The organism is Arthrobacter sp. 260, from assembly GCF_013116745.1.
In the GTDB taxonomy this organism is placed as follows: Bacteria; Actinomycetota; Actinomycetes; order Actinomycetales; family Micrococcaceae; genus Arthrobacter_D.
Map to the genome: position 1 here is coordinate 1 of NZ_JABFOE010000018.1, position 18,603 is coordinate 18,603.

Annotated in this window: 19 protein-coding genes, 1 pseudogene and 1 riboswitch; of the genes and pseudogenes, 5 read left to right on the plus strand and 15 right to left on the minus strand. The window is 65.3% G+C overall.

Annotated features, from left to right (window positions below):
- Positions 1 to 412 (minus strand): annotated as a pseudogene (locus HMI57_RS16450) (hypothetical protein); the annotation flags it as partial.
- Between the two features lie 242 nt (positions 413 to 654).
- Between HMI57_RS16450 and HMI57_RS16455 the strand changes: the two are divergent.
- Positions 655 to 1,041 carry a hypothetical protein gene (locus tag HMI57_RS16455; protein ID WP_171587090.1) on the plus strand — a complete coding sequence of 129 codons (387 nt, stop codon included), beginning with the start codon at positions 655 to 657 and terminating at the stop codon, positions 1,039 to 1,041.
- A 21-nt stretch (positions 1,042 to 1,062) separates the two neighbouring features.
- Here HMI57_RS16455 and HMI57_RS16460 read toward each other — a convergent pair whose 3' ends face one another.
- The 7 genes from HMI57_RS16460 to HMI57_RS16490 all read right to left on the minus strand — a co-directional run bounded on the left by HMI57_RS16460 (position 1,063) and on the right by HMI57_RS16490 (position 8,768).
- Positions 1,063 to 1,485: an organic hydroperoxide resistance protein gene (locus tag HMI57_RS16460; protein WP_171587091.1), complete on the minus strand. Its 423-nt coding sequence runs from the start codon at positions 1,483 to 1,485 to the stop codon at positions 1,063 to 1,065.
- Positions 1,486 to 1,504: 19 nt separating this feature from the next.
- Positions 1,505 to 1,957 carry a MarR family transcriptional regulator gene (locus HMI57_RS19455; protein WP_171587092.1) on the minus strand — a complete coding sequence of 151 codons (453 nt, stop codon included), beginning with the start codon at positions 1,955 to 1,957 and terminating at the stop codon, positions 1,505 to 1,507.
- Between the two features lie 144 nt (positions 1,958 to 2,101).
- On the minus strand, positions 2,102 to 4,213 hold the full coding sequence (locus HMI57_RS16470) for a 3-hydroxyacyl-CoA dehydrogenase NAD-binding domain-containing protein (RefSeq protein ID WP_171587093.1): 2,112 nt from the start codon (positions 4,211 to 4,213) through the stop codon (positions 2,102 to 2,104).
- Positions 4,210 to 5,469, minus strand: coding sequence for an acetyl-CoA C-acyltransferase (locus HMI57_RS16475; RefSeq protein ID WP_171587094.1), 1,260 nt, complete (start codon positions 5,467 to 5,469; stop codon positions 4,210 to 4,212). Before HMI57_RS16475 ends, HMI57_RS16470 begins: the two co-directional genes overlap by 4 nt.
- Before the next feature lie 115 nt (positions 5,470 to 5,584).
- Positions 5,585 to 6,898, minus strand: coding sequence for an HRDC domain-containing protein (locus tag HMI57_RS16480; RefSeq protein ID WP_171587095.1), 1,314 nt, complete (start codon positions 6,896 to 6,898; stop codon positions 5,585 to 5,587).
- A gap of 80 nt (positions 6,899 to 6,978) precedes the next feature.
- Positions 6,979 to 7,587: a DUF3000 domain-containing protein gene (locus HMI57_RS16485; protein WP_171587142.1), complete on the minus strand. Its 609-nt coding sequence runs from the start codon at positions 7,585 to 7,587 to the stop codon at positions 6,979 to 6,981.
- 95 nt (positions 7,588 to 7,682) lie between these two features.
- Positions 7,683 to 8,768, minus strand: coding sequence for a beta-eliminating lyase-related protein (locus HMI57_RS16490; RefSeq protein WP_171587096.1), 1,086 nt, complete (start codon positions 8,766 to 8,768; stop codon positions 7,683 to 7,685).
- A gap of 227 nt (positions 8,769 to 8,995) precedes the next feature.
- Between HMI57_RS16490 and HMI57_RS16495 the strand changes: the two genes are divergently transcribed.
- A complete protein-coding gene (locus tag HMI57_RS16495; RefSeq protein ID WP_228721170.1) occupies positions 8,996 to 10,555 on the plus strand; it encodes a sulfatase-like hydrolase/transferase in 1,560 nt (519 codons plus the stop codon).
- A 12-nt stretch (positions 10,556 to 10,567) separates the two neighbouring features.
- On the opposite strand, the gene HMI57_RS16500 is transcribed toward HMI57_RS16495, so the two are convergent.
- The 4 genes from HMI57_RS16500 to HMI57_RS16515 form a co-directional block, all read right to left on the minus strand.
- The gene (locus HMI57_RS16500) at positions 10,568 to 11,308 is read right to left on the minus strand and encodes an SDR family NAD(P)-dependent oxidoreductase (RefSeq protein ID WP_171587098.1); all 741 of its coding nucleotides are present in this window, start codon (positions 11,306 to 11,308) and stop codon (positions 10,568 to 10,570) included.
- Positions 11,305 to 12,714 carry a DUF6421 family protein gene (locus HMI57_RS16505; protein WP_228721171.1) on the minus strand — a complete coding sequence of 470 codons (1,410 nt, stop codon included), beginning with the start codon at positions 12,712 to 12,714 and terminating at the stop codon, positions 11,305 to 11,307. The genes HMI57_RS16500 and HMI57_RS16505 overlap by 4 nt, the downstream gene beginning before the upstream one ends.
- Before the next feature lie 128 nt (positions 12,715 to 12,842).
- The gene (gene msrB, locus HMI57_RS16510) at positions 12,843 to 13,265 is read right to left on the minus strand and encodes a peptide-methionine (R)-S-oxide reductase MsrB (protein ID WP_171587099.1); all 423 of its coding nucleotides are present in this window, start codon (positions 13,263 to 13,265) and stop codon (positions 12,843 to 12,845) included.
- Between the two features lie 14 nt (positions 13,266 to 13,279).
- Positions 13,280 to 13,771 (minus strand): hypothetical protein, encoded by a 492-nt coding sequence (locus HMI57_RS16515; protein WP_171587100.1) that lies wholly within the window; start codon positions 13,769 to 13,771, stop codon positions 13,280 to 13,282.
- Positions 13,772 to 13,943: 172 nt separating this feature from the next.
- On the opposite strand from HMI57_RS16515, the gene HMI57_RS16520 reads away from it, so the two are divergent.
- Positions 13,944 to 15,122, plus strand: coding sequence for an alpha/beta fold hydrolase (locus HMI57_RS16520; RefSeq protein WP_228721172.1), 1,179 nt, complete (start codon positions 13,944 to 13,946; stop codon positions 15,120 to 15,122).
- Between the two features lie 13 nt (positions 15,123 to 15,135).
- Here HMI57_RS16520 and HMI57_RS16525 read toward each other — a convergent pair whose 3' ends face one another.
- The gene (locus tag HMI57_RS16525; RefSeq protein ID WP_171587102.1) at positions 15,136 to 15,579 is read right to left on the minus strand and encodes a SufE family protein; all 444 of its coding nucleotides are present in this window, start codon (positions 15,577 to 15,579) and stop codon (positions 15,136 to 15,138) included.
- Positions 15,576 to 16,475, minus strand: a complete 900-nt coding sequence (locus HMI57_RS16530; protein WP_171587103.1) for a sulfurtransferase — start codon at positions 16,473 to 16,475, stop codon at positions 15,576 to 15,578. The genes HMI57_RS16525 and HMI57_RS16530 overlap by 4 nt, the downstream gene beginning before the upstream one ends.
- 154 nt (positions 16,476 to 16,629) lie before the next feature.
- Between HMI57_RS16530 and zapE the strand changes: the two genes are divergently transcribed.
- Positions 16,630 to 17,664 (plus strand): cell division protein ZapE, encoded by a 1,035-nt coding sequence (gene zapE / locus HMI57_RS16535; RefSeq protein ID WP_171587104.1) that lies wholly within the window; start codon positions 16,630 to 16,632, stop codon positions 17,662 to 17,664.
- A 115-nt stretch (positions 17,665 to 17,779) separates the two neighbouring features.
- On the opposite strand, the gene HMI57_RS16540 is transcribed toward zapE, so the two are convergent.
- Positions 17,780 to 18,031 carry an antitoxin gene (locus tag HMI57_RS16540; RefSeq protein WP_171587105.1) on the minus strand — a complete coding sequence of 84 codons (252 nt, stop codon included), beginning with the start codon at positions 18,029 to 18,031 and terminating at the stop codon, positions 17,780 to 17,782.
- A 160-nt stretch (positions 18,032 to 18,191) separates the two neighbouring features.
- A riboswitch (guanidine-III (ykkC-III) riboswitch) is annotated at positions 18,192 to 18,253 on the plus strand.
- A 15-nt stretch (positions 18,254 to 18,268) separates the two neighbouring features.
- Here HMI57_RS16540 and HMI57_RS16545 point away from each other — a divergent pair.
- Positions 18,269 to 18,583 (plus strand): SMR family transporter, encoded by a 315-nt coding sequence (locus tag HMI57_RS16545; RefSeq protein WP_171587106.1) that lies wholly within the window; start codon positions 18,269 to 18,271, stop codon positions 18,581 to 18,583.
- The last annotated feature ends 20 nt before the right edge of the window (positions 18,584 to 18,603 follow it).

Genomic DNA, 18,603 nt, shown 5'->3' on the forward strand with positions numbered 1-18,603 from the left:
AGAGGGCGTTGTCCGCGCCGCGGACGTAGATATTGCAGACGGTGTTGTTGCGGGAGACGATCGACGGTCCGCCGGTGAACCCGCCGGCGGGGGCTCCGTGGTTGAACCAGCCGGACCAGCCACCGCTTCCGGTCCAGGCTTTGGACCAGACGTTGCCGTCGGTGCCGCGCACGAAGACGTGTTCGTGGTTATCTCCCATGGACCCAGGGGCGGGTTCGGAGGCGAGAACACCGCCGTCGTTGTGGCGTCCCCAATCGTGCCAAGCGCCGTTCCAGAAGGCTTTCTGCCAGAGGGCGTTGTCCGCGCCGCGGACGTAGATATTGCAGACCGTGTTGTTGCGGGACACGATCGACGGTGCACCGGCGAAACCGCCGGTCGGGGCACCATGGTTGAACCAGCCGGACCACGTCATTGAGAACTCCTCAACCTTTGGAGCCGCCGCCGGTGGACCAGGCGTCGCTCCGCATCGACTCAGGGCGAAACAGACCCAGTGTGGACCAGACGGTGTTACTGAGGCGTTACCGCGGCCGTCGGCGCAACCGGCGCCCCGCCTCTGCGCGCCGGGCAGGGCCCCCTTGTGGATTGCGTCGTAAGGCAACAAGCTGGCAGGACCATCCAGGACACCCGGCCATCAGAACACGCAGGGGAGGGGATATGACCATCGCGGCCCTCATCCTTACCCTCGCGCTGCTCGGCGCTCTCACGGTGATGCAGTTCCTGCTCATTGCTGGGGCGCCGATAGGCCACTATGCCTGGGGCGGCAAGCACCGTGTGCTGCCGGGCAAACTGAGGATCGCTTCCGGAGCCGCGATTGTTCTGTATGGAGTCTTCGGGGCACTCCTGCTGAGCCGGGCAGGAGTCGTTCCGGGTGGTGGTGACCCCCCGGTGATCGTGGCCACCTGGTTCCTCTTTGCCTACTCGGCTCTCAGTGTTGTGGGCAACCTGGCATCCCGCAGCCGACAGGAACGGCTCGTCCAGACTCCTGTCAGTGCCCTGCTAAGCATCGGAATCCTGATCCTGGCGCTTGCTCCTGCTCCCTAGCGCCAGGACCGAAGTTCTGGCTCAGTCGTCCGACACCATGACCAAGACGTCAATGTTGCCTTGGACGGCGTTGCTGTAGGGGCATACCTGGTGGGCCTTGTCCGCCAGGGCCTGTGCCTCGTCCTGTGACAGGCCGGGCACCACCACTTCGAGGGTTACCTGAAGTGAGAAGCCGCCGTTGTCGTTGCGGCCCAGACCCACCTTCGCACCCACACTGGAGTCTCCCAGATCTGCTTTGGCCTCGCGGGCGACCAGTTGCAGTGCCGAGTGGAAGCAGGCCGCATATCCGGCGGCGAACAGCTGTTCGGGGTTTGTCCCAACACCCGAACCGCCGAGTTCCTTCGGCGCTGCCAGGACAAAATCGACCTGGCCGTCGTTGGTGCGGGTCCGGCCGTTCCGTCCGGCTCCGGTGGCGATGGCCTCGGCGGTGTAGATGGCGTTCATGGTTCTCCTCGGTGATAGGTCAAGCGGTTGGTGGATGGTCTGGGGATGATCTGGCAACATTGCAGAAGCGCGCTGCGAGGACGTGGAGCGCAGCGAGTTCCTCATCGCTCATCGCGAGTTGGTCCCGTAGGTCCCCCTGAAGGGAGGAAGCCCGGGATTCGAGCCCCGCGCCCCGCTTGGTCAGTCGGATGGTAACCGTGCGGCCGTCCTGGCTTTCCCGGCGACGCTCCACCAGTCCGAGAGCCTCAAGCCGTTTCAGCAGCGGCGAGAGGGTGCCGCTATCCAGGTGCAGCCGTGACCCCAGTTGCGACACGGTGCTTCCGTCCTTTTCCCAAAGGACTAACAGCACGAGGAATTGCGGATAGGTGAGACCAAGGGGTGTGAGCGCCGCCTGATAGGCGCCGGCCATGGTTCGTGCGGCGTCGTAAAGCGCAAAGCACAGTTGATTCTCGAGCCGAAGGTCACCTTCCATTCCCTCATCCAATCACCAAACTAAATTGTGCACAACTTATCGTGGCGCCGACCGGCGCGATCGGCCCGGAAGAGCGCAACGGGCGCCCGCACCAGTTAATGCGGGCGCCCGTAGAGCTTGCGGGAGTGTCTTTTGGCTGAGGGCCTAGTGGAAGGTCTTCCCATTGACTCGCTCGGATGCGCCCACCCGATCCAGGTAGGGGGTGATCCCGCCGAGGTGGAAGGGCCAGCCGGCACCGAGGATGACGCACAGGTCGATGTCCTCGGGTGCGGACACCACTCCCTCATCGAGCATCCGGCCGATCTCGTCGGCGAGGGCGTCCTGGGTCCGGCGGAGCACCTCGGCGCTGTCCGACGGCTTGTCCCCACGGGACATCAGCGCCAGGGTTGGCTCGGGCACCGTCTCGGTGCCGTCCTCGCCCTTGACCCATAGTCCCTTGATCCCGGCGTCGATCAGCTTCTGCTGGTTGGCCGAGACGTGGAACCGCTCGCCAAACGCGGCGTGCAGGGATTCCTGGACGTGCTGACCCACCGGCAGGCCCACCAGGGCGAGCAGACGGAACGGGGTCATCGGAAGCCCCATCGGGCGCAGCGCATTGTCAGCAGTCGCCGCGTCGGTGCCCTCATCGAACACGGCCGTGATCTCACCGAACATCCGGCCCAGGATGCGGTTGACCACAAACGCGGTCGCGTCCTGAACCAGTACTGCGGACTTCTTGAGTTCCTTGGCCAGTGCAAAAGCCGTGGCCAGAACGGCGTCGTCGGTGTGTGGTGCCTTGACGATCTCCAGCAGGGGCATGGCTGCCACGGGGTTGAAAAAGTGGAAACCTACCACCCGTTCGGGGTGGGCGAGATCGGCGGCCATGTCGGTGACCGACAGGGAGGAGGTGTTGGTCGCGAGGATGCACTCGGGAGACACCACTGCTTCGACCTCCGCGAAGACCGCCTTCTTGACGTTGAGCTCTTCGAAGACCGCCTCGATGACGAAGTCGGCGTCAGCGAACGCCTGCTTCGAGACCGAACCGGAGACCAGCGCTTTGGTCCGGTTGGCAACATCGGGTGAGAGCCGCTTCTTCGACAGCAGTTTGTCGACCTCGGCGTGGACATACGCCACTCCCTTGTCGACCCGCTGCTGGTCGATGTCGGTGAGGACCACCGGGACCTTGAGCTGCCGGGCGAACAGCAGCGCCAACTGCCCCGCCATCAGACCGGCGCCGACGACGCCTACCTTGGTCACCTTGCGGGCGAGCTTGCGGTCCGGAGCCCCTGCGGGACGCTTGGCCCGCTTCTGCACCAAATCAAGGAACGCGTACACGGTCGAGTGGAACTCGGGCGTCTGCATGAGGTAGGTCAGGGCCTCGCACTCGGCGGCCGCCGATTCCTCGCGGGTAAGGTTCTTCCCCGCTTCAAAGAGGTCAAGGACCTTCCCGGGAGCGGGTGCGGCGTTGGACGTCTTGGCTGCGACGAAAGCCCGGCCAGCCGCGGCTGCCGCATCCCAGTCACCGTCAGTGTAGGTGGCATGCCCGGCACGGCGGGCGTCCACGGCTGACGGGTCTTTCAGGACGCTGGCCGCCCAGGCGAGGGACTGCTCTAGGAAGTCGGCTGGTTCCAACAACTCGTCGGCGATGCCGAGCCCGAACGCGGTGCGCCCGTCGAGCATCCGGTTGTTGCTGAGTGGGTTCTCGATCATCACCTTCATGGCCGCTGCCGGACCAATCAGCCTCGGGAGGCGATAGACGCCACCCCACCCGGGGACGAGCCCAATGAATGCTTCGGGCAGGCCGATGCCGTTCGCGCCGGTGGAAATGGTGCGGTAGTCGGCAGCGAGGGCCACCTCCAGTCCACCACCGAGCGCCACACCATTGATGAACGCGAAGCTCGGGACGCCAAGGTTCCCCAGAAGGTTGTAGGCCTCGTGCCCCAGCTCAGCCATCAGGGCACCGTACTCGGCGGCTTTGAGCGATTTGACGGTCGACAGGTCGGCACCGGCAACCAGGAAGTACGGTTTTCCGGTGATGCCGACGGCGGCCAACTCGCCGTTGGCCGCGCGCGCCTTCAGGCCTTCGAGCACCCGGCCAAGTTCGATGAGCGTGTTGGGCCCGAGGGTGGTGGGCTTGGTGTGGTCCAACCCGTTGTCCAGGGTGATCAGCGCGAGGGTCCCGCCACCGTGGGGCAGGTCGATGTCCTGCACCTGGGAGTGGGTGACGACCTCATCAGGCACCAGCGCTGCGAGTTTCTCATAACGGTCAAAGCTCATGCTGCGTCCTCCGCTGCGTTAGACGAATAGTCAGGGTGGTGGGGGTTCTCCCAGATCACCGTGGCGCCCATGCCAAGCCCGATACACATGGTGGTCATGCCGTACCGCACCGACGGGTCCTCCTCGAACTGACGTGCCAGCTGCAGCATCAACCGGACTCCGGAGGACGCCAGCGGATGGCCGACCGCGATCGCGCCGCCATACCGGTTGACGCGCGGGTCGTCGTCGGCGATGCCGAAGTGGTCCAGGAAGGAGAGCACCTGGACGGCGAACGCCTCGTTGATCTCAAACAGGCCGATGTCCTCGATGGACAGGCCCGCCTGGCGGAGGGCCTTCTCGGTGGCGGGTACCGGTCCGATCCCCATCACCTCGGGCTCGACCCCGGCAAAAGCGTAGGCGACCAGTCGCATCTTGGCGGGAAGGCCCAGTTCAGCGGCGGTGTCGGCGGAAGCGAGCAGGGCAGCGGTGGCGCCGTCGTTCAGGCCCGCAGCGTTGCCAGCGGTAACCCGGCCGTGCGAGCGGAACGGGGTGCGCAAGGCCGCCAGGTCCTCGGTGGTGGTGCCCGGCCGGGGCGGCTCGTCAACAGTATTGAGGGTCCATCCCGTGCCCTCCTTGCGGGAAGCGACGGGTACCAGATCGGGCTGGATCTGTCCTCCCGCGTAGGCGGCGGCCAGCTTTGTCTGGCTGGCGACGGCGTACGCGTCAGCGCGGTCCTTGGTGATCGCGGGGAAGCGGTCGTGCAGGTTCTCGGCGGTGTTACCCATGTTCAATGCGGCAGGATCCACGAGACGTTCGGACATGAACCGCGGGTTCGGATCGGTGTCGGCACCCATGGGGTGGTTCCCCATGTGCTCGACGCCGCCGGCGATCACGACGTCGTAGGCCCCGAAGGCGATGCCCGACGCAGTCGTCGTAACGGCAGTCATGGCGCCGGCACACATCCGGTCGATCGCGAAGCCGGGCACCGTGCGGGGGAGGCCAGCGAGGAGGGCCGCTGTGCGACCGATGGTGAGCCCCTGATCCCCAGTCTGGGTGGTGGCGGCGATGGCGACGTCGTCAATCCGCTCAGCCGGGAGCGTCGGGTTGCGGCGCATCAGGTCCCGGATGCATTTGACCACCAGATCGTCGGCACGCACCCCGGCGTAGATTCCCTTTTCGCCAGCTTTGCCGAACGGGGTTCGGACGCCATCGACAAAGACGACGTCCCTGATCCGGCGACCTGTAGCGGTCCGTGCTGGCACTGTGTTGGTGCTCACCTGTTGCTCCTCATCGAGTCTTCGTGCGATCTGCGATTGCGATTCGACCTTATGTTACTAGCGGGTAACTTAGCCTGCAAGAAGGCCTCACCATCGCGGGTCCCGCCGGAAGCCCTCAGCGGTTCGGATCGGCCGTCCGCGGTGCCTTCCCGGGGAGGGGATCGGGGTCCAGGAAGGCGACGGTGAGGACGGCAGCCGTCTTCTCGATCTGCCAGGGGCGTGCACCCAGCTCAGCGAGGGCTGCGCTGATCGACTCAAGCGTGATCTCCGCCGGTGGCCGCCAGGCCACCCGCCGCAGGTAGTCGGGGGTCAAGAGGTTCTCGATCGGCAGGTTCAGGCCCTCAGCAACCGCCGCCAATCGGGGACGCGCGGTGGCCAGGCGTGCTGCTGCCTCGGGGTCCTTGTCCGCCCACACCCGAGGGGGTGGCGGCGAATTGGTGGGTAGCTGCATCTCCGGCAGGTCGGCAAGGGCTCGCGCCTCGCTGATGCAGCGCAGCCAGCGCGGGGCCTCCCTCGCGGCGGCGCGACCGTGAAAACCGGTCGTTCCGAGCAACTGGGGGACCGTGCTGGGCATCGCCTTGGCGGCGGCCAGGATCGCCGAGTCCGGGATCAGGCGACCGGGCGCGATGTCGCGGTTCTTCGCCAGGTCCTCGCGCTCAAGCCACAGCTGTCGCACTGCTGCCAGCTGCCGCCGGTCCCTGATCTGGTGCAGGCCGGACGTTCTGCGCCACGGATCGACCCGCGGTTCGGCGGGCGGGGTGCTTCGGATGTGCTCGAACTCCTGTTCGGCAATTTCGAGCTTGCCGTCGCGGGAGAGCAAACTGATCAGCTCGGTGCGCAGTTCGGTGAGGACCTCGACGTCGAGCGCTGCGTACCGTAGCCACGGCTCCGGCAGGGGACGCCGGGACCAGTCGGCGGCTGAGTGTTCCTTGGCAAGGGTGTACCCCAGCAGGCTTTCGATCACGGCGGCGAGACCCACCCGGGGCATCCCGGCAATCCGTGCCGCGAGTTCGGTGTCGAATAGCCGGTCGGGCCACATGCCCAGCTCTGACAGGCAGGGCAGGTCCTGGGAGGCGGCGTGGAGAATCCATTCGACTCCCTCCAGCGCCTCATCGATGATCCGTAGGTCGGAAAAGGGCTCAGGGTCAATCAGCCAGGTGCCCGCCCCGGCCCGGCGGATCTGCACCAGGAAAGCCCGCTGCCCGTAGCGGAAGCCGGACGCGCGCTCGGCGTCAACCCCTGCGGGACCGGTGCCCTGGGCCAGCGCACGGGCCGCGCGTTCCAGACCCGCCTGCGTGTCGATGACCAGCGGTACGCCGTCACTGGGTTCGTTGAGCAGGGGAAGGGGGAGCGGTTCAGCGACGTCCTCAGCTGGCGCGCCAGCATCCGGGGTGCGATCGTCAGGATGCTCAGAAGTCTGCGAGGTCATGATGGATCCAGTCTAGCCGCGCCGTTAACGCGGCTGTGCCAGTGGGCGCACGCGTCAGTTGAAGCCATGGGCGGGCGGCCCTAGTTGCGGCGCCGGTTGGGCAGCGAAGTCACTCCGTCGGGCAGGGGCGGGAGGCCAGCGAAGGTGCAGACCATGTCCGCCCACGCCTCCAGATGGTTCCGTACCCTCGGCGTCTCAGGGGTCCAGGATGCCCTGAGCTCAATGTCGATGCTGTCGGGCCGGTCGGTCAACGTGCCGTAGCTTTCCGACAGGATGCGGGTCGCGGTTCCGCCGGCCGAGCCGTACTCGGCACCGTGGTTCTGCAACGCCTCGACCAGCCAGGTCCAGGCAACCGAACCCAGCAGCGAGTCGTTGCCCATCTCCGGTTCAAGCTGAGCCCTGATATAGGTGACCACCCTGAAGGTACCGCCCCACAGGTCCGAGCCGCTCGGGTCGTGCAGGAGGATAAACCGCCCGGTGGCCAGTTCCTCGGGTTCGGTCCCCGCGAACGCGGCACGAGCCGGTCCGTGCACGGGCATCCGCTGGGGTCCGGTCTGGAAGACTTCCGCTCCAAGGGCCACGGCAAAGGGTGCCAACCGCGAGGGGGCAGGTATTTCATCCAGCCGGATCTCGCTGCGGCATTTTGCCTCCCGGAGTTCGGTCAGGGCCGACTGGAACTCGCGGGGCATGGGGGTCAGATCGCCAATTGCGCTCACTCAGGAAGGCTATGGCACTTGCGCCCGCGCACCGGTCAGGCTCGCCGATGTGTCAGCAGCTGGTTGAGCTAGCCCTGGGGGATGCTGGCGGCCGTTTCGCGTCGGATTGCTTCGGCAAAGGCGTCGACGTCCTCGGCGGTGGTATCGAACGAGCACATCCAGCGCACCTCGCCGGTGGCAGCGTCCCAGTCGTAGAACTTGAACTGTTCACGGACCCGGTTGGCCGCATCCCGGGGAAGCACCGCGAAGACGGCGTTGGCAGCTGTCTGTTGGGTGAGCTGCACCCCCGGGATCTCCTGCACCAGCAGGGTGAGCCTCGCGGCCATCGCGTTTGAGTGCACAGCTGAACGCAGCCACAAACCATCCTCCAGGAGGGCGATCAGCTGGGCCGAGATGAATCGCATCTTGGAGGCCAGTTGCATGTTCATCTTGCGCAGGTAGGTCAGGCCGGTGGCCGCCTCGGGGTTCAGGACCACCACGCACTCCCCGAACAGCAACCCATTCTTGGTGCCGCCGAAGGAAAGGATGTCGACGCCAGCATCCCGGGTGAAGGCCCGCAGGGGAAGGTTCAGCGCCGCCGCGGCGTTCGCGATCCGGGCGCCGTCCATGTGGAGGTGCATGCCGCGGGCATGGACATGATCGGCGATAGCCCTGATCTCTTCGACCGTGTAGAGGGTGCCCAGTTCGGTGGTCTGCGTGATCGACACGGCCAGCGGCTGGGCGCGGTGCTCGTCACCCCAGCCCCATGCCTCAAGGTCGATCAGGTCAGGTGTCAGCTTCCCATCCGGGGTCGGAACCGCGAGGAGCTTGATACCGGCGATCCGCTCGGGGGCCCCATTTTCGTCCTTGTTGATGTGGGCGGTTTGCGCACAAATGACCGCCCCCCACCGGGGGAGCAACGACTGCAGGCTGAGGACGTTTGCGCCGGTGCCATTGAAGACGGGGAACGCCTCGGTGCCCGCGCCGAAGTGTTCCTGCATGATTTCCTGCAGGCGGTGCGTGTACACGTCGTCGCCGTAGGCGGTCTGGTGTCCGCCGTTCGCAGCGGCAAGCGCGGCGAGGACTTCAGGATGCACGCCCGAGTAGTTGTCCGAGGCAAAGCCGCGGATGTCGGGGTTGTGCAGGGAGGCTGTGGGGGCGATGGTTTCAGTCACTTCTCAATTATCACCTAGGCAGCGCTCGTGGCGAGCGTTGGCGTCGCGGTCCCCGGGGCCCAGCGGGTTCACCGGCGTCAGGCGGAGGCATAACGATCCGGTGCCGGCGGCCGGGGATCTGTTGAATGAGGCTGTAATCGGTACTACGCTCTTGTGGGCCCGAACACTGGTTGGATGCCCCGGGCGTTCAGCTCACTATGCAGCCATCCAGGAAGGCAGAGGGTTCAATGCTTGACCGTATGTTCTCGGTGACCCGGCGGGTCGGCGTCGTCGTGGGATGGATCGTGGTCCATGTCCTGATCGGGATCGGGCTGGCCCTGCTCCTTGCCGCCGCCATCATCCAGTTCTTCTGGGGCGAGATTTCGGTCAACCAGATGCTCCTGAACATTGTTGCAGTGGAAACCGATGGCGGAGGCGGACCCATCGTCTGGGTGAGCATCCTGGGGATCGGTGTGGCCCCGTTGCTTATAACGGTGGGGCTTGCTCTCTGGCTGTACTTCCGCCGCCGCAAGGTCCGCCACAGCGGCGGCTCCATCCAGCCACGCCGCCCACCCTGGATCATGCGCATGGTCTCCACGGTTCTGGTGGCCGCAGTGGTTATCGGTGGCTCCACCGCTTTCGCCGCGACCGTGGGGGTGGGGGACTACCTCGACGCGGTCAACTCCGATTATGAGGTCGGCGACTTTTATGTGGAGCCGACAGTGACCAGCGACGCGGACAAGCGCAACCTGGTTCTCATCTACCTCGAGTCGGGTGAGGGAACACTCGCGGACGACGAATTGTTCGAGAAGGACGCGTTCGCCCCCCTTAAGGCCGTCACCCCGGCAGCGGACGGCTGGCAGACCGTCGAGGACCTGCAGCAATACGAGGGCGGAGGCTGGACCATGTCCGGCATCACCTCGACGCAGTGCGGTATCCCGCTCAAGGGTATTGGCTCCAGTTCCGGCGGCGGCGCCTACAACGCGCTGGGTGGAAATGTCCAGACTTACCTCGACGGGGCGACCTGCCTCGGAGATGTCCTGGGCCAGCACGGCTACACGAGTGTTTTCCTGGGTGGCGCAAACGCCTCGTTCGCCGCGAAGGATGTTTTCCTGGACAGCCATGGCTACGCCGAGGTGAAGGACCTGTCCTACTGGCGCACCCTGGGCGAGCCAGCCACAGCCTTCCGCACCGACTGGGGGCTGAGCGATGAACGCCTCCTGGCTCATGCCAGGGACGAGGTTGACGAACTGCACGCCACTGCCGAGAGGACCGGCCAGCCCTTCAACCTCTCGCTGTTGACCCTGGATTCACATGAGCCGGTTCACATCTACGACTATTGCGAGGTGGACACCCGGAACGAGGTCACCTCCGCGTTCTTCTGCTCGATGACTCAGGTGGCGGGTTTCGTGGAGCACATGGAGCAGCAGGGCTACCTAGAGGACACGGCCGTGGTGATCATGGGCGACCATCTCAAGCAGATCGGCGGCGGCCATGCGTTCCAGGATGAGCTGGAGGACCACGGCAACCGGACCATCTTCAATCGGATCTGGGTGCCGGGCGGGGACGGGGATGCAGATCTGCGCCCCGGTGTGGACCAGCTGAGTATGTACCCCACCATCCTGGAGGCTGCAGGGCTGACACTGTCGGGTCGGGAAGCTGGCCTGGGCGTCTCAGCCTTTGCCTCGGAAGCGCCCCCCGGATCGGCGCAGGCGATGGACCCGAGCCACTATGCGGAACTGGTGACCTCGCTCTCCCCGGAGTTCTACGCGGAGGCCTGGAGCGGTGAGGACGCCGCCGCTCAATAGTGCTGGCCGCAGTTACCCGGCCAGGACGATCCGCTCACCGTTGATCGACTGGGCGTCCGCGGCATACAGTTCGGCCACCGCTGTCGCCAGCTCATCGACGTGGGTGTAACCCGGGAACCTGCGTTCCGGATGTTTCGCCCGTAATGCGTCATCCAGGAGCGCCTTGACCACCAGGATGGTGGCAGCGGCAGTGACCGGGGCGCCATCGTCCCCTGCCTGCTGATCGGTCCGGAAACCTTCAGCAACTGCGCGCGTCCAGGTCTCCGCCGCCGACTTGACCGCGGCATAGGAGGCGACTGCCGCCGTCGGGCGGTCGACGGCGGTCGAGGAGACGATCGCCAGCCTGCCCGTCGACGACGCGAGGAGCGGGGCGTAGAAGGCGCGGCTGGTATTACGCAGCGTGGTGAGGCCATGGGCGTGAAGCGCATCGTAATCGTCGTCGGTCTGTCCCGTGATCCTGTTGCCACCGCGCCATCCGCCCACCAGGTGGATCAGTCCATCGACCGACGGATAGTCGGTGCTGAGTGCTGTGGCGACCGCGTTCACGGCAAGGACGTCAGTGAGGTCGCACACGCGGCGGTCGACACGGTCGAGGTGGCCGAGGGCAGCCTCGAGCCGGCCGGCATGGGATCCCAGAGCGACCACCGTCGCGCCGTATTCCGTCAGGAGGGTTGCACACGCTACCCCTGACGCTCCGGCAGCACCGGCGACGACGACGGTCAGGCCGTCGAGTGAGGGCACCGCTGCGTTCACGCTGCGGTCCCGGTGATGCCGGCAGTGGATTCGATGACTGGTTTCATCTTGCGGTCCAGCGCTTCGAAGAACATGGACAGGGGGAATTCATCGTCCAGGACGGCATCGGTGAGCCCGCGGGGCGGGCCGGTCAGTTCGAGCGCGTCGGGGCCCTTCGCCCACACCGACGCCGGGTGCGGCGTGACGGTGTCGGTCACCAACTGGTAGGCAGCAAGCCAGTGGGCGATCTTGGGCCGGTCGATTGAACGCCAGTACAGCTGTTCGATCTTCTCGCCCAGGGCGATGACGACGGCGGGAACCTCCGCCCAGTCGATGCTCAGGCGGCTGTCGGTCCAGTGCAGGACGTGGTGCTGGTGCATCCACGCGAACAGGAGCTGACCTCCCAGACCGTCGTAGTTCCGGACGCGGCTGCCGGTGATGGAAAAGCGGAAGATCCGGTCGAAGATGACCGCGTACTGCACCAGCCGGGCATGACGGCGGGTCTCATCGGGCGCCGATTCGTCCTGGGCGATCCGCACCGATTCCCGGAAGGCTGTCAGGTCGCAGCGCAGTTCCTCGAGCGAGTAGAGGAAGTAGGGCATGCGCTGCTTGATCATGAAGGGGTCGAACGGCAGATCGCCCCGCATGTGGGTGCGGTCATGAATGAGGTCCCACATCACGAAGGTCCGCTCCGCCAGCTGCTGGTCCGCGACGAGTTCCGCTGCTTCGGCGGGCAGGTCTAGTTTGGTGATTTCGGCCGCTGCGGTGACCACCCGGCGGAACCGTGCCGCCTCACGGTCGGCGAAAATGGCGCCCCAGGTGAACTGCGGCGTCGAACTCACAGCAACCGTTTCGGGGAACAGGACAGCCGAGTTGGTGTCGTAGCCGGCGGTGAAGTCGAGGAACCGGATGGGGACGAAGAGCCTGTTGGAGTAGTCCCCGGCCTCCAGTTCGGCGATGAACTCGGGCCACAGCACCTCGATCAGCACTGCTTCCACCAGGCGGTTGGTGCTGCCATTCTGGGTGTACATGGGGAACACCACCAGGTGCTGGAGCCCGTCCACCCGGTGCTGCTGGGGCTGGAATTGCAACAGGGAGGCAAGGAAATCGGGAACACCGAAGCCCGTGTCGCGCCAGGACGTGAAGTCTTGCACGACGGCAGTGAGGTAGCCGGCGTCGTGCGGAAAGAGTGGGGCAAGCGCGTCAATGGCTTCGATAATTGTGTCTACTGACGAGGATGCTGCCGGATGGTCGGCTGACTCAGGGACCGAGCCGTCCTTGATCTGGAGAGCCTGGAGGGCCGACGCGGCGGCCTTGAGCCGATGCCACGCAGGCGTACTCTCGGGAGCGCCAGCGGGCCGGCCCGTGACGGGGAGGGTTGTCGCTTCTGCTAGCAGGAGGCTGGGGTTCGTCGTCGTCGTGGTCATGGAAGTGAGCGTAGCAACCCTCAAGGTTTCCTTACCCAAGATCCAGCCAAGAGTAAGCAACTCTTATGATTCTCGAGCCGGGCGTGGCGGGGAGACCCAGACATGCTGGACCTCCCCTGCGGGTTTACCTAGGCCTGTTCCACCAGTTTCATCGAGACTGAATTGATGCAGAACCGCTGGTCGGTGGGGGTGCCGTAGCCCTCTCCCTCGAACAGATGGCCAAGGTGTGAATCGCAATTGGCGCAGCGGACCTCGGTGCGCTGCATGCCCATTGAGTTGTCGTGCAGATAGCGGACCGTGTTCTCAGCCAGCGGCGCCCAGAAGGAGGGCCAACCGCAGTGCGAATCGAATTTCTCGTTGCTGGTGAAGAGCTCATGCCCGCACGCACGGCACTGATACACACCCTTGGTAGTGGTGTCGTAATACTCGCCGGTGTAGGGCCGTTCCGTGCCAGCCTGACGGAGGACGCGGTATTCCTCACTGGTCAGCTCGGAACGCCACTCGTCGTCGGTCTTCTGGACAGGGACTTCGCTGGGTTCTGTTGTGCTCATGACTTCTTCAACGCCTAGGAATCCCCAATAAATCCCGAACCGGAATAGAGATGCAGCACAGGCACCCCGAGCCGGTCCTGGGCCTGGTTCGCCCAGTCGGTGTGGAGCGTGTCCGCGACGGCGTGTGGCCGGGTGATGACCACCGCCTGCCGGGCACCATGCTGGCTCACGGCGTCGACCATTGCCTCGACGGCGTTGCCGGTGGCAATGAAGCCACGCGCAGGGAGCCCATGGGCTTCGGCGACCCGCATGGACGCCTCAAGGGCGGCCTCCGCACTTTCCCTGGATTCCTGGGCCGACTGCTGCCCCTGGGACAGATCGCGGAAGGCGTCGGCGAACTCCAGCAGGCTCAGGTGGTGGAAGAACTCGACCATCACATTCTTGTGCCGGTCATCGGGAATCAGCACCAGCAGCGTTGTCTGTTCCTCACCGACAAGGGTCAGCAGGTTCTTTGCGTCGCCATCGTTGAGGCTCTCTTCGGTCAATACCACTATCGTCTCAGCCATGAGCCAAGACTAGTGCTCAACGTCCCGCCACCCTAGCGAGGACACCTGAGCCTGCGACACCCCGCAGGCGTTTGTCACCGAACACTGGGATCACAGGCAAGAATGGGGTATGCGAAATTTCCCCGTCACCGCGCCGGAGTCTTCCACCACCGCCCCGTGGCTCCGCTGGACGATGCTCGGGGTAGGGATTGGCACCGCGGTTGGCTCCTCCGTCGCGGTCGCCACGTCGGGACTCGCAGCACATTTCGCCCGGCAGGTAGTCACTCCGGCACGCGTCAGGGACGAGAACCTGGACATTCTGGCCGTGGTCGGCACGGGCACGGGCCAGCAGGTCATCCTCCCCGCCAATGACGACACCACTGTCGAGGGCACCTACAGCCTGTACTTTGACGGCGGCCGTGGCCACGCGCGCATCGGAGCGATCCGCTCCTACGTTCCCCGGGAGGGGACTGTGCAGCGGGAGGTGGAAACCGTGTATTCGGGCAATCTTGCCGGGGCCACCCGCGGGTGGTGGAGCGGTGCTGTCTTCCCTTCGCCGTCGGCTGTCGGGTTTGCCGATGAAGAGGTGGGCATCCCGGTGGATGGGGGAGTCGCGCCAGCCTGGCTGATCCGTGCCGAGGAAACCTCAAAGGACTGGGCGGTGATGGTGCACGGCAGGGGAGTGCAACGCACCGAAGGGTTGCGGGCCGTGCGGCTGGCGCGCTCGCTCGGGATGACCTGCCTGCTGGCGTCCTACCGGAACGACGGCGAGGCTCCGCACGCCGCTGACGGCAGGTACGGGTTGGGGATGACCGAGTGGCGCGACGTCGAGGCGGCCATTGACTACGCGGTGGCCCACGGCGCCGAGGGCGTGGTGCTCTTTGGCTGGTCGATGGGTGGCGCCATTTGCCTGCAGACCGCCGATCTCTCCCGGCACCGGCAACGCATCAGGGCCCTGGTCCTTGATGGGCCCGTGATCAACTGGATCGAGGTCCTTGCCTATCACGCACAGCTCAACCGCATCCCCGCACCGATCGGGAGGCTGGGGCAGTGGCTTTTGACCAACCGTGCCGGCCGCAAGGCCACCGGCCTGGCGGCGCCGCTCGACCTGAAGAGTCTCGACTGGGTGGCACGGGCCGAGCAGCTGACCATTCCCACCCTGATTATCCACAGCGAGGACGACGAGTTTGTCCCGGTGGGCGCTTCGGCAGAACTCGCCGAGCGGAACCCGGCGTTTGTCAGCTTCGAACGGTTCCATCGGGCCCGGCATACCAAGGAATGGAACGTCGACCCGGTGAAGTGGGAGCAGACCGTCGCCAACTGGCTGGCGCCGGTGCTGCACGGCCGTGCCCGGCCAGGGGTCAGGAACTGACCGGGCCGCTGCGCTAGGCCGGCTGGCCCGCGCGCACCGTCCGTTTGATCCGGCCGAGCATGGCTGTCATGCCGCGCATCCGTAGCGGGGTGATCGCCCGGGTCAGGCCCAACCGGTCCGGAACGTCGTCGGGGACGGCGAGGATCTCCGCCGAGGGAAGTCCGTCCAGGCCCTCATGGAGGACCCCTGCGAACCCACGCGTGGTGGGAGCCTCCGGCGGCGCCGAGAAGTAGAGGTGCACAATCCGCTCGGGGCTTTCGTCGATCTCCACCTTGAGGAACAGCGGGGTCTGGCACTCCACAACCTGCTCCAGCAACTCCGGGTGCTCCAACAGATGCGCGGGGAGTGCCGGGAGACCCTGGGAGAACTCCAGCAGCAACTGCAGCCGGTCGGGCTCGTCCAGCGCCTGGAAATCCTCGACGATCTCGTCGAGTTTGGCTGGTAGCGGCGCGGTCATGACGTGGGAACCTCGCCGCGCTCTTCGCCCTTGACGATGGGGACCCGCACGGCGTTGCCCCACTCGGTCCAGGAGCCGTCATAGTTGCGTACCTTGCTGAAACCGAGCAGGTAGAACAGGACAAACCAGGTGTGGCTGGACCGTTCGCCGATGCGGCAGTAGGCAACGACGTCGTCGTCGTCCTTCAACCCGACCTCGTCACGGTAGATGGCATCGAGCTCGGCCCTGCTGCGGAACGTCCCGTCCTCGGCAGCCGCGCGCGCCCAGGGGACGGATGCGGCGGAGGGGATGTGCCCGCCACGGAGTGCGCCTTCCTCGGGGTAGGCCGGCATGTGGGTGCGGACACCGGTGTATTCGTCGGCCGAGCGGACGTCGATCAGGGGCTTGCCCAGGTGGTCGAGCACATCGCTCATGTACGCGCGGATCGGAGCGTCGTTGCGCTCGACCACCGGGTACTCGACGTTCTGGGTGGCAGGCACGTCAGTGGTGGTCGGGCGGCCCTCCGCGAGCCACTTGTCGCGGCCGCCGTCGAGCAGCCGGACATCCTCGTGGCCAAAGAGGGTGAAAACCCAGAGGGCGTACGAGGCCCACCAGTTGCTCTTGTCACCGTAAATGACAACTGTCGAGTCACGGGTGATGCCCTTGGCTGACATCAGGCGGGCGAAGGCGGCGCCGTCGACGTAGTCACGGGTGACCTCATCATTGAGGTCAGTGTGCCAATCCACCTTCACCGCACCGGGGATGTGGCCCGTGTCGTAGAGGAGGACGTCCTCGTCCGACTCGACCACCACCAGGGAATCGGTGTCGAGGTTTTCCGCCAGCCAGGCGGTGGAGACGAGCCGTTCGGGGTGGGCATAGTGTGCGAACTTCTCATCGGGATCTGCTGCGACTGACATCCGTAGGCCTTTCTCGCGAAGAATATGTGGTCTCTACTAGCGTAACCACGCCTGCCCGCAAATATTTCCGGGCGGTTCACCGCACGCCACAAAAGGCGTGGGGCGGGCGGTCACGAAGCAGTGGTCAGCTGAACGTGCCGTATTCTTGCCTACCGTGGCAACTATCGAACAGCTCTCCCAGCGCACCCCCAAAGTTTCGGTCGACGAACTGCTGACCGGGTTCTATCCGTCCCCCCGGTTCGGCGACGTGTCCTTTGACAGCTACCGTCCCGATCCCAACCAGCCGTCCCAGGCTGCGGCAGTGAAGGCGCTGTCCGATTTTGCGGACACCGTCAACCAGCCGGAACCGACTGGACTGCGCAAACTGTTCGGCGCGAAGAAGGCGCCAACGCGTGCGGGGATCTACCTGGACGGCGGGTTCGGCGTCGGCAAGACCCACCTTTTGGCATCCCTCTGGCACGCCACCTCGGGCAAGAAGGCCTTCGGCACCTTCGTGGAGTACACCAACCTGGTGGGTGCCCTCTCCTTCCGGCGCGCGGTGGACGCGCTCAGCGGGTACGCGCTGGTGTGCATCGACGAGTTCGAGCTAGACGATCCGGGGGACACGGTGCTGATGTCCCGGCTGATGCGTGAGCTCGCCGACGCCGGGGTCAAGCTCGCGGCGACATCGAACACACTGCCCGGGTCGCTCGGCGACGGACGGTTTGCTGCAGTCGACTTCCAGCGGGAAATCCAGGTGCTCGCCGACCAGTTCGATGTACTGCGCATCGACGGTGAGGATTACCGCCACCGCGGTCTTCCGGAGGCTCCCGAGCCCTTCAGCGAGTCGGGTCTCCACGACCGTGTGCGTGAGCTCAAGGGCGGGCCCGACGGCATTCTCGCCGAGGATGTTTTCAGCGACCTGGTGAAGCATCTCTCAGGAGTGCACCCGAGCCGCTACCGCCAGTTGATCGACGGTGTGGACTACATCGCCTGGCACAACGTGGGCACCATCTCCGAGCAGGCCGTGGCACTGCGGTTCGTGGTCCTCGCTGACCGGATCTATGACAAGGACATCCCGGTCCTTGCCAGCGGCGTCGCGTTCGACCAGCTGTTCACCGAGGAAATGATGACCGGCGGCTACATGAAGAAATACCACCGGGCCGTCTCCCGGTTGACTGCCCTGGCCCGTCAGGGGAGCGAGGCCTAGCTCGCCAGCCCGGGCGGTAGAGACCCAGCGGATTCCTGCCAAACCGGGTAAGCATGCAAAAAGTGCCGGTACTGCCTCACGGCAGGACCGGCACTTCTTTGTCGAGCAATAGGCCTTATACGGCCGGAGGAACTCCAGGGCCAGCTGGCCGGTTGGTGTCCCCGCGGTCGGTCTTGTCAACCATTTCGGAGGCTTTGGTCTGAACCTTGTCGATCTTGTCGGCGTACTTGCCTCCGGTCTTGCTGTCAACGAAGTTGCCAGCGTGACCGATGCCTTCCTTGATCTTTCCAGAGTTCTCGCCCACCAGCTCGGTTGCCTTTTCCTTCAGCACTCCGGCCTTGCCTTTGAGCCCGTCAAATACAGACACAGGCACCTCCTTTCGATCCGGGAACCTGTTGTTCCCTCTGCGAGATATCTTAGGGCGCTCCATTGGCAGTTCCAAGGACGTAGCCTGTGGTTTGCCTGAGTGTCCGCCATCGGCGTATTTCCGGACGGTATTGCCCGGGGTACGCCGATGTGACAGCCTTGGAGGGCCAGATGGCACCCGGACGAGGTGCGCCGTACCCGGTCAGCGACAAGACGGCGTTTCAGGAGTGAGACTGTCATGGCATGGATTGTTCTAGTGGTATCCGGCGTCCTTGAAGCCGTCTGGGCCACAGCCCTCGGCAAGTCGGAGGGATTCACCCGGCTGGTTCCGTCAATCATCTTCGGTGTGGCGGTAACGCTCAGCATGATTGGCCTGGCTTGGGCGATGCGCACCCTTCCCGTGGGGACCGCCTACGCGGTCTGGGTGGGAATTGGCGCGTCCCTGACCGTGGCGTACGCGATGATTTTCGACGGCGAAGCCGCCTCGGTGATCAAGGTGCTGCTCGTGCTGGGCATTGTGGCCTGCGTGATCGGCCTGAAACTGCTGCACTAGCAGCAGGGCCCTGCTGGAAG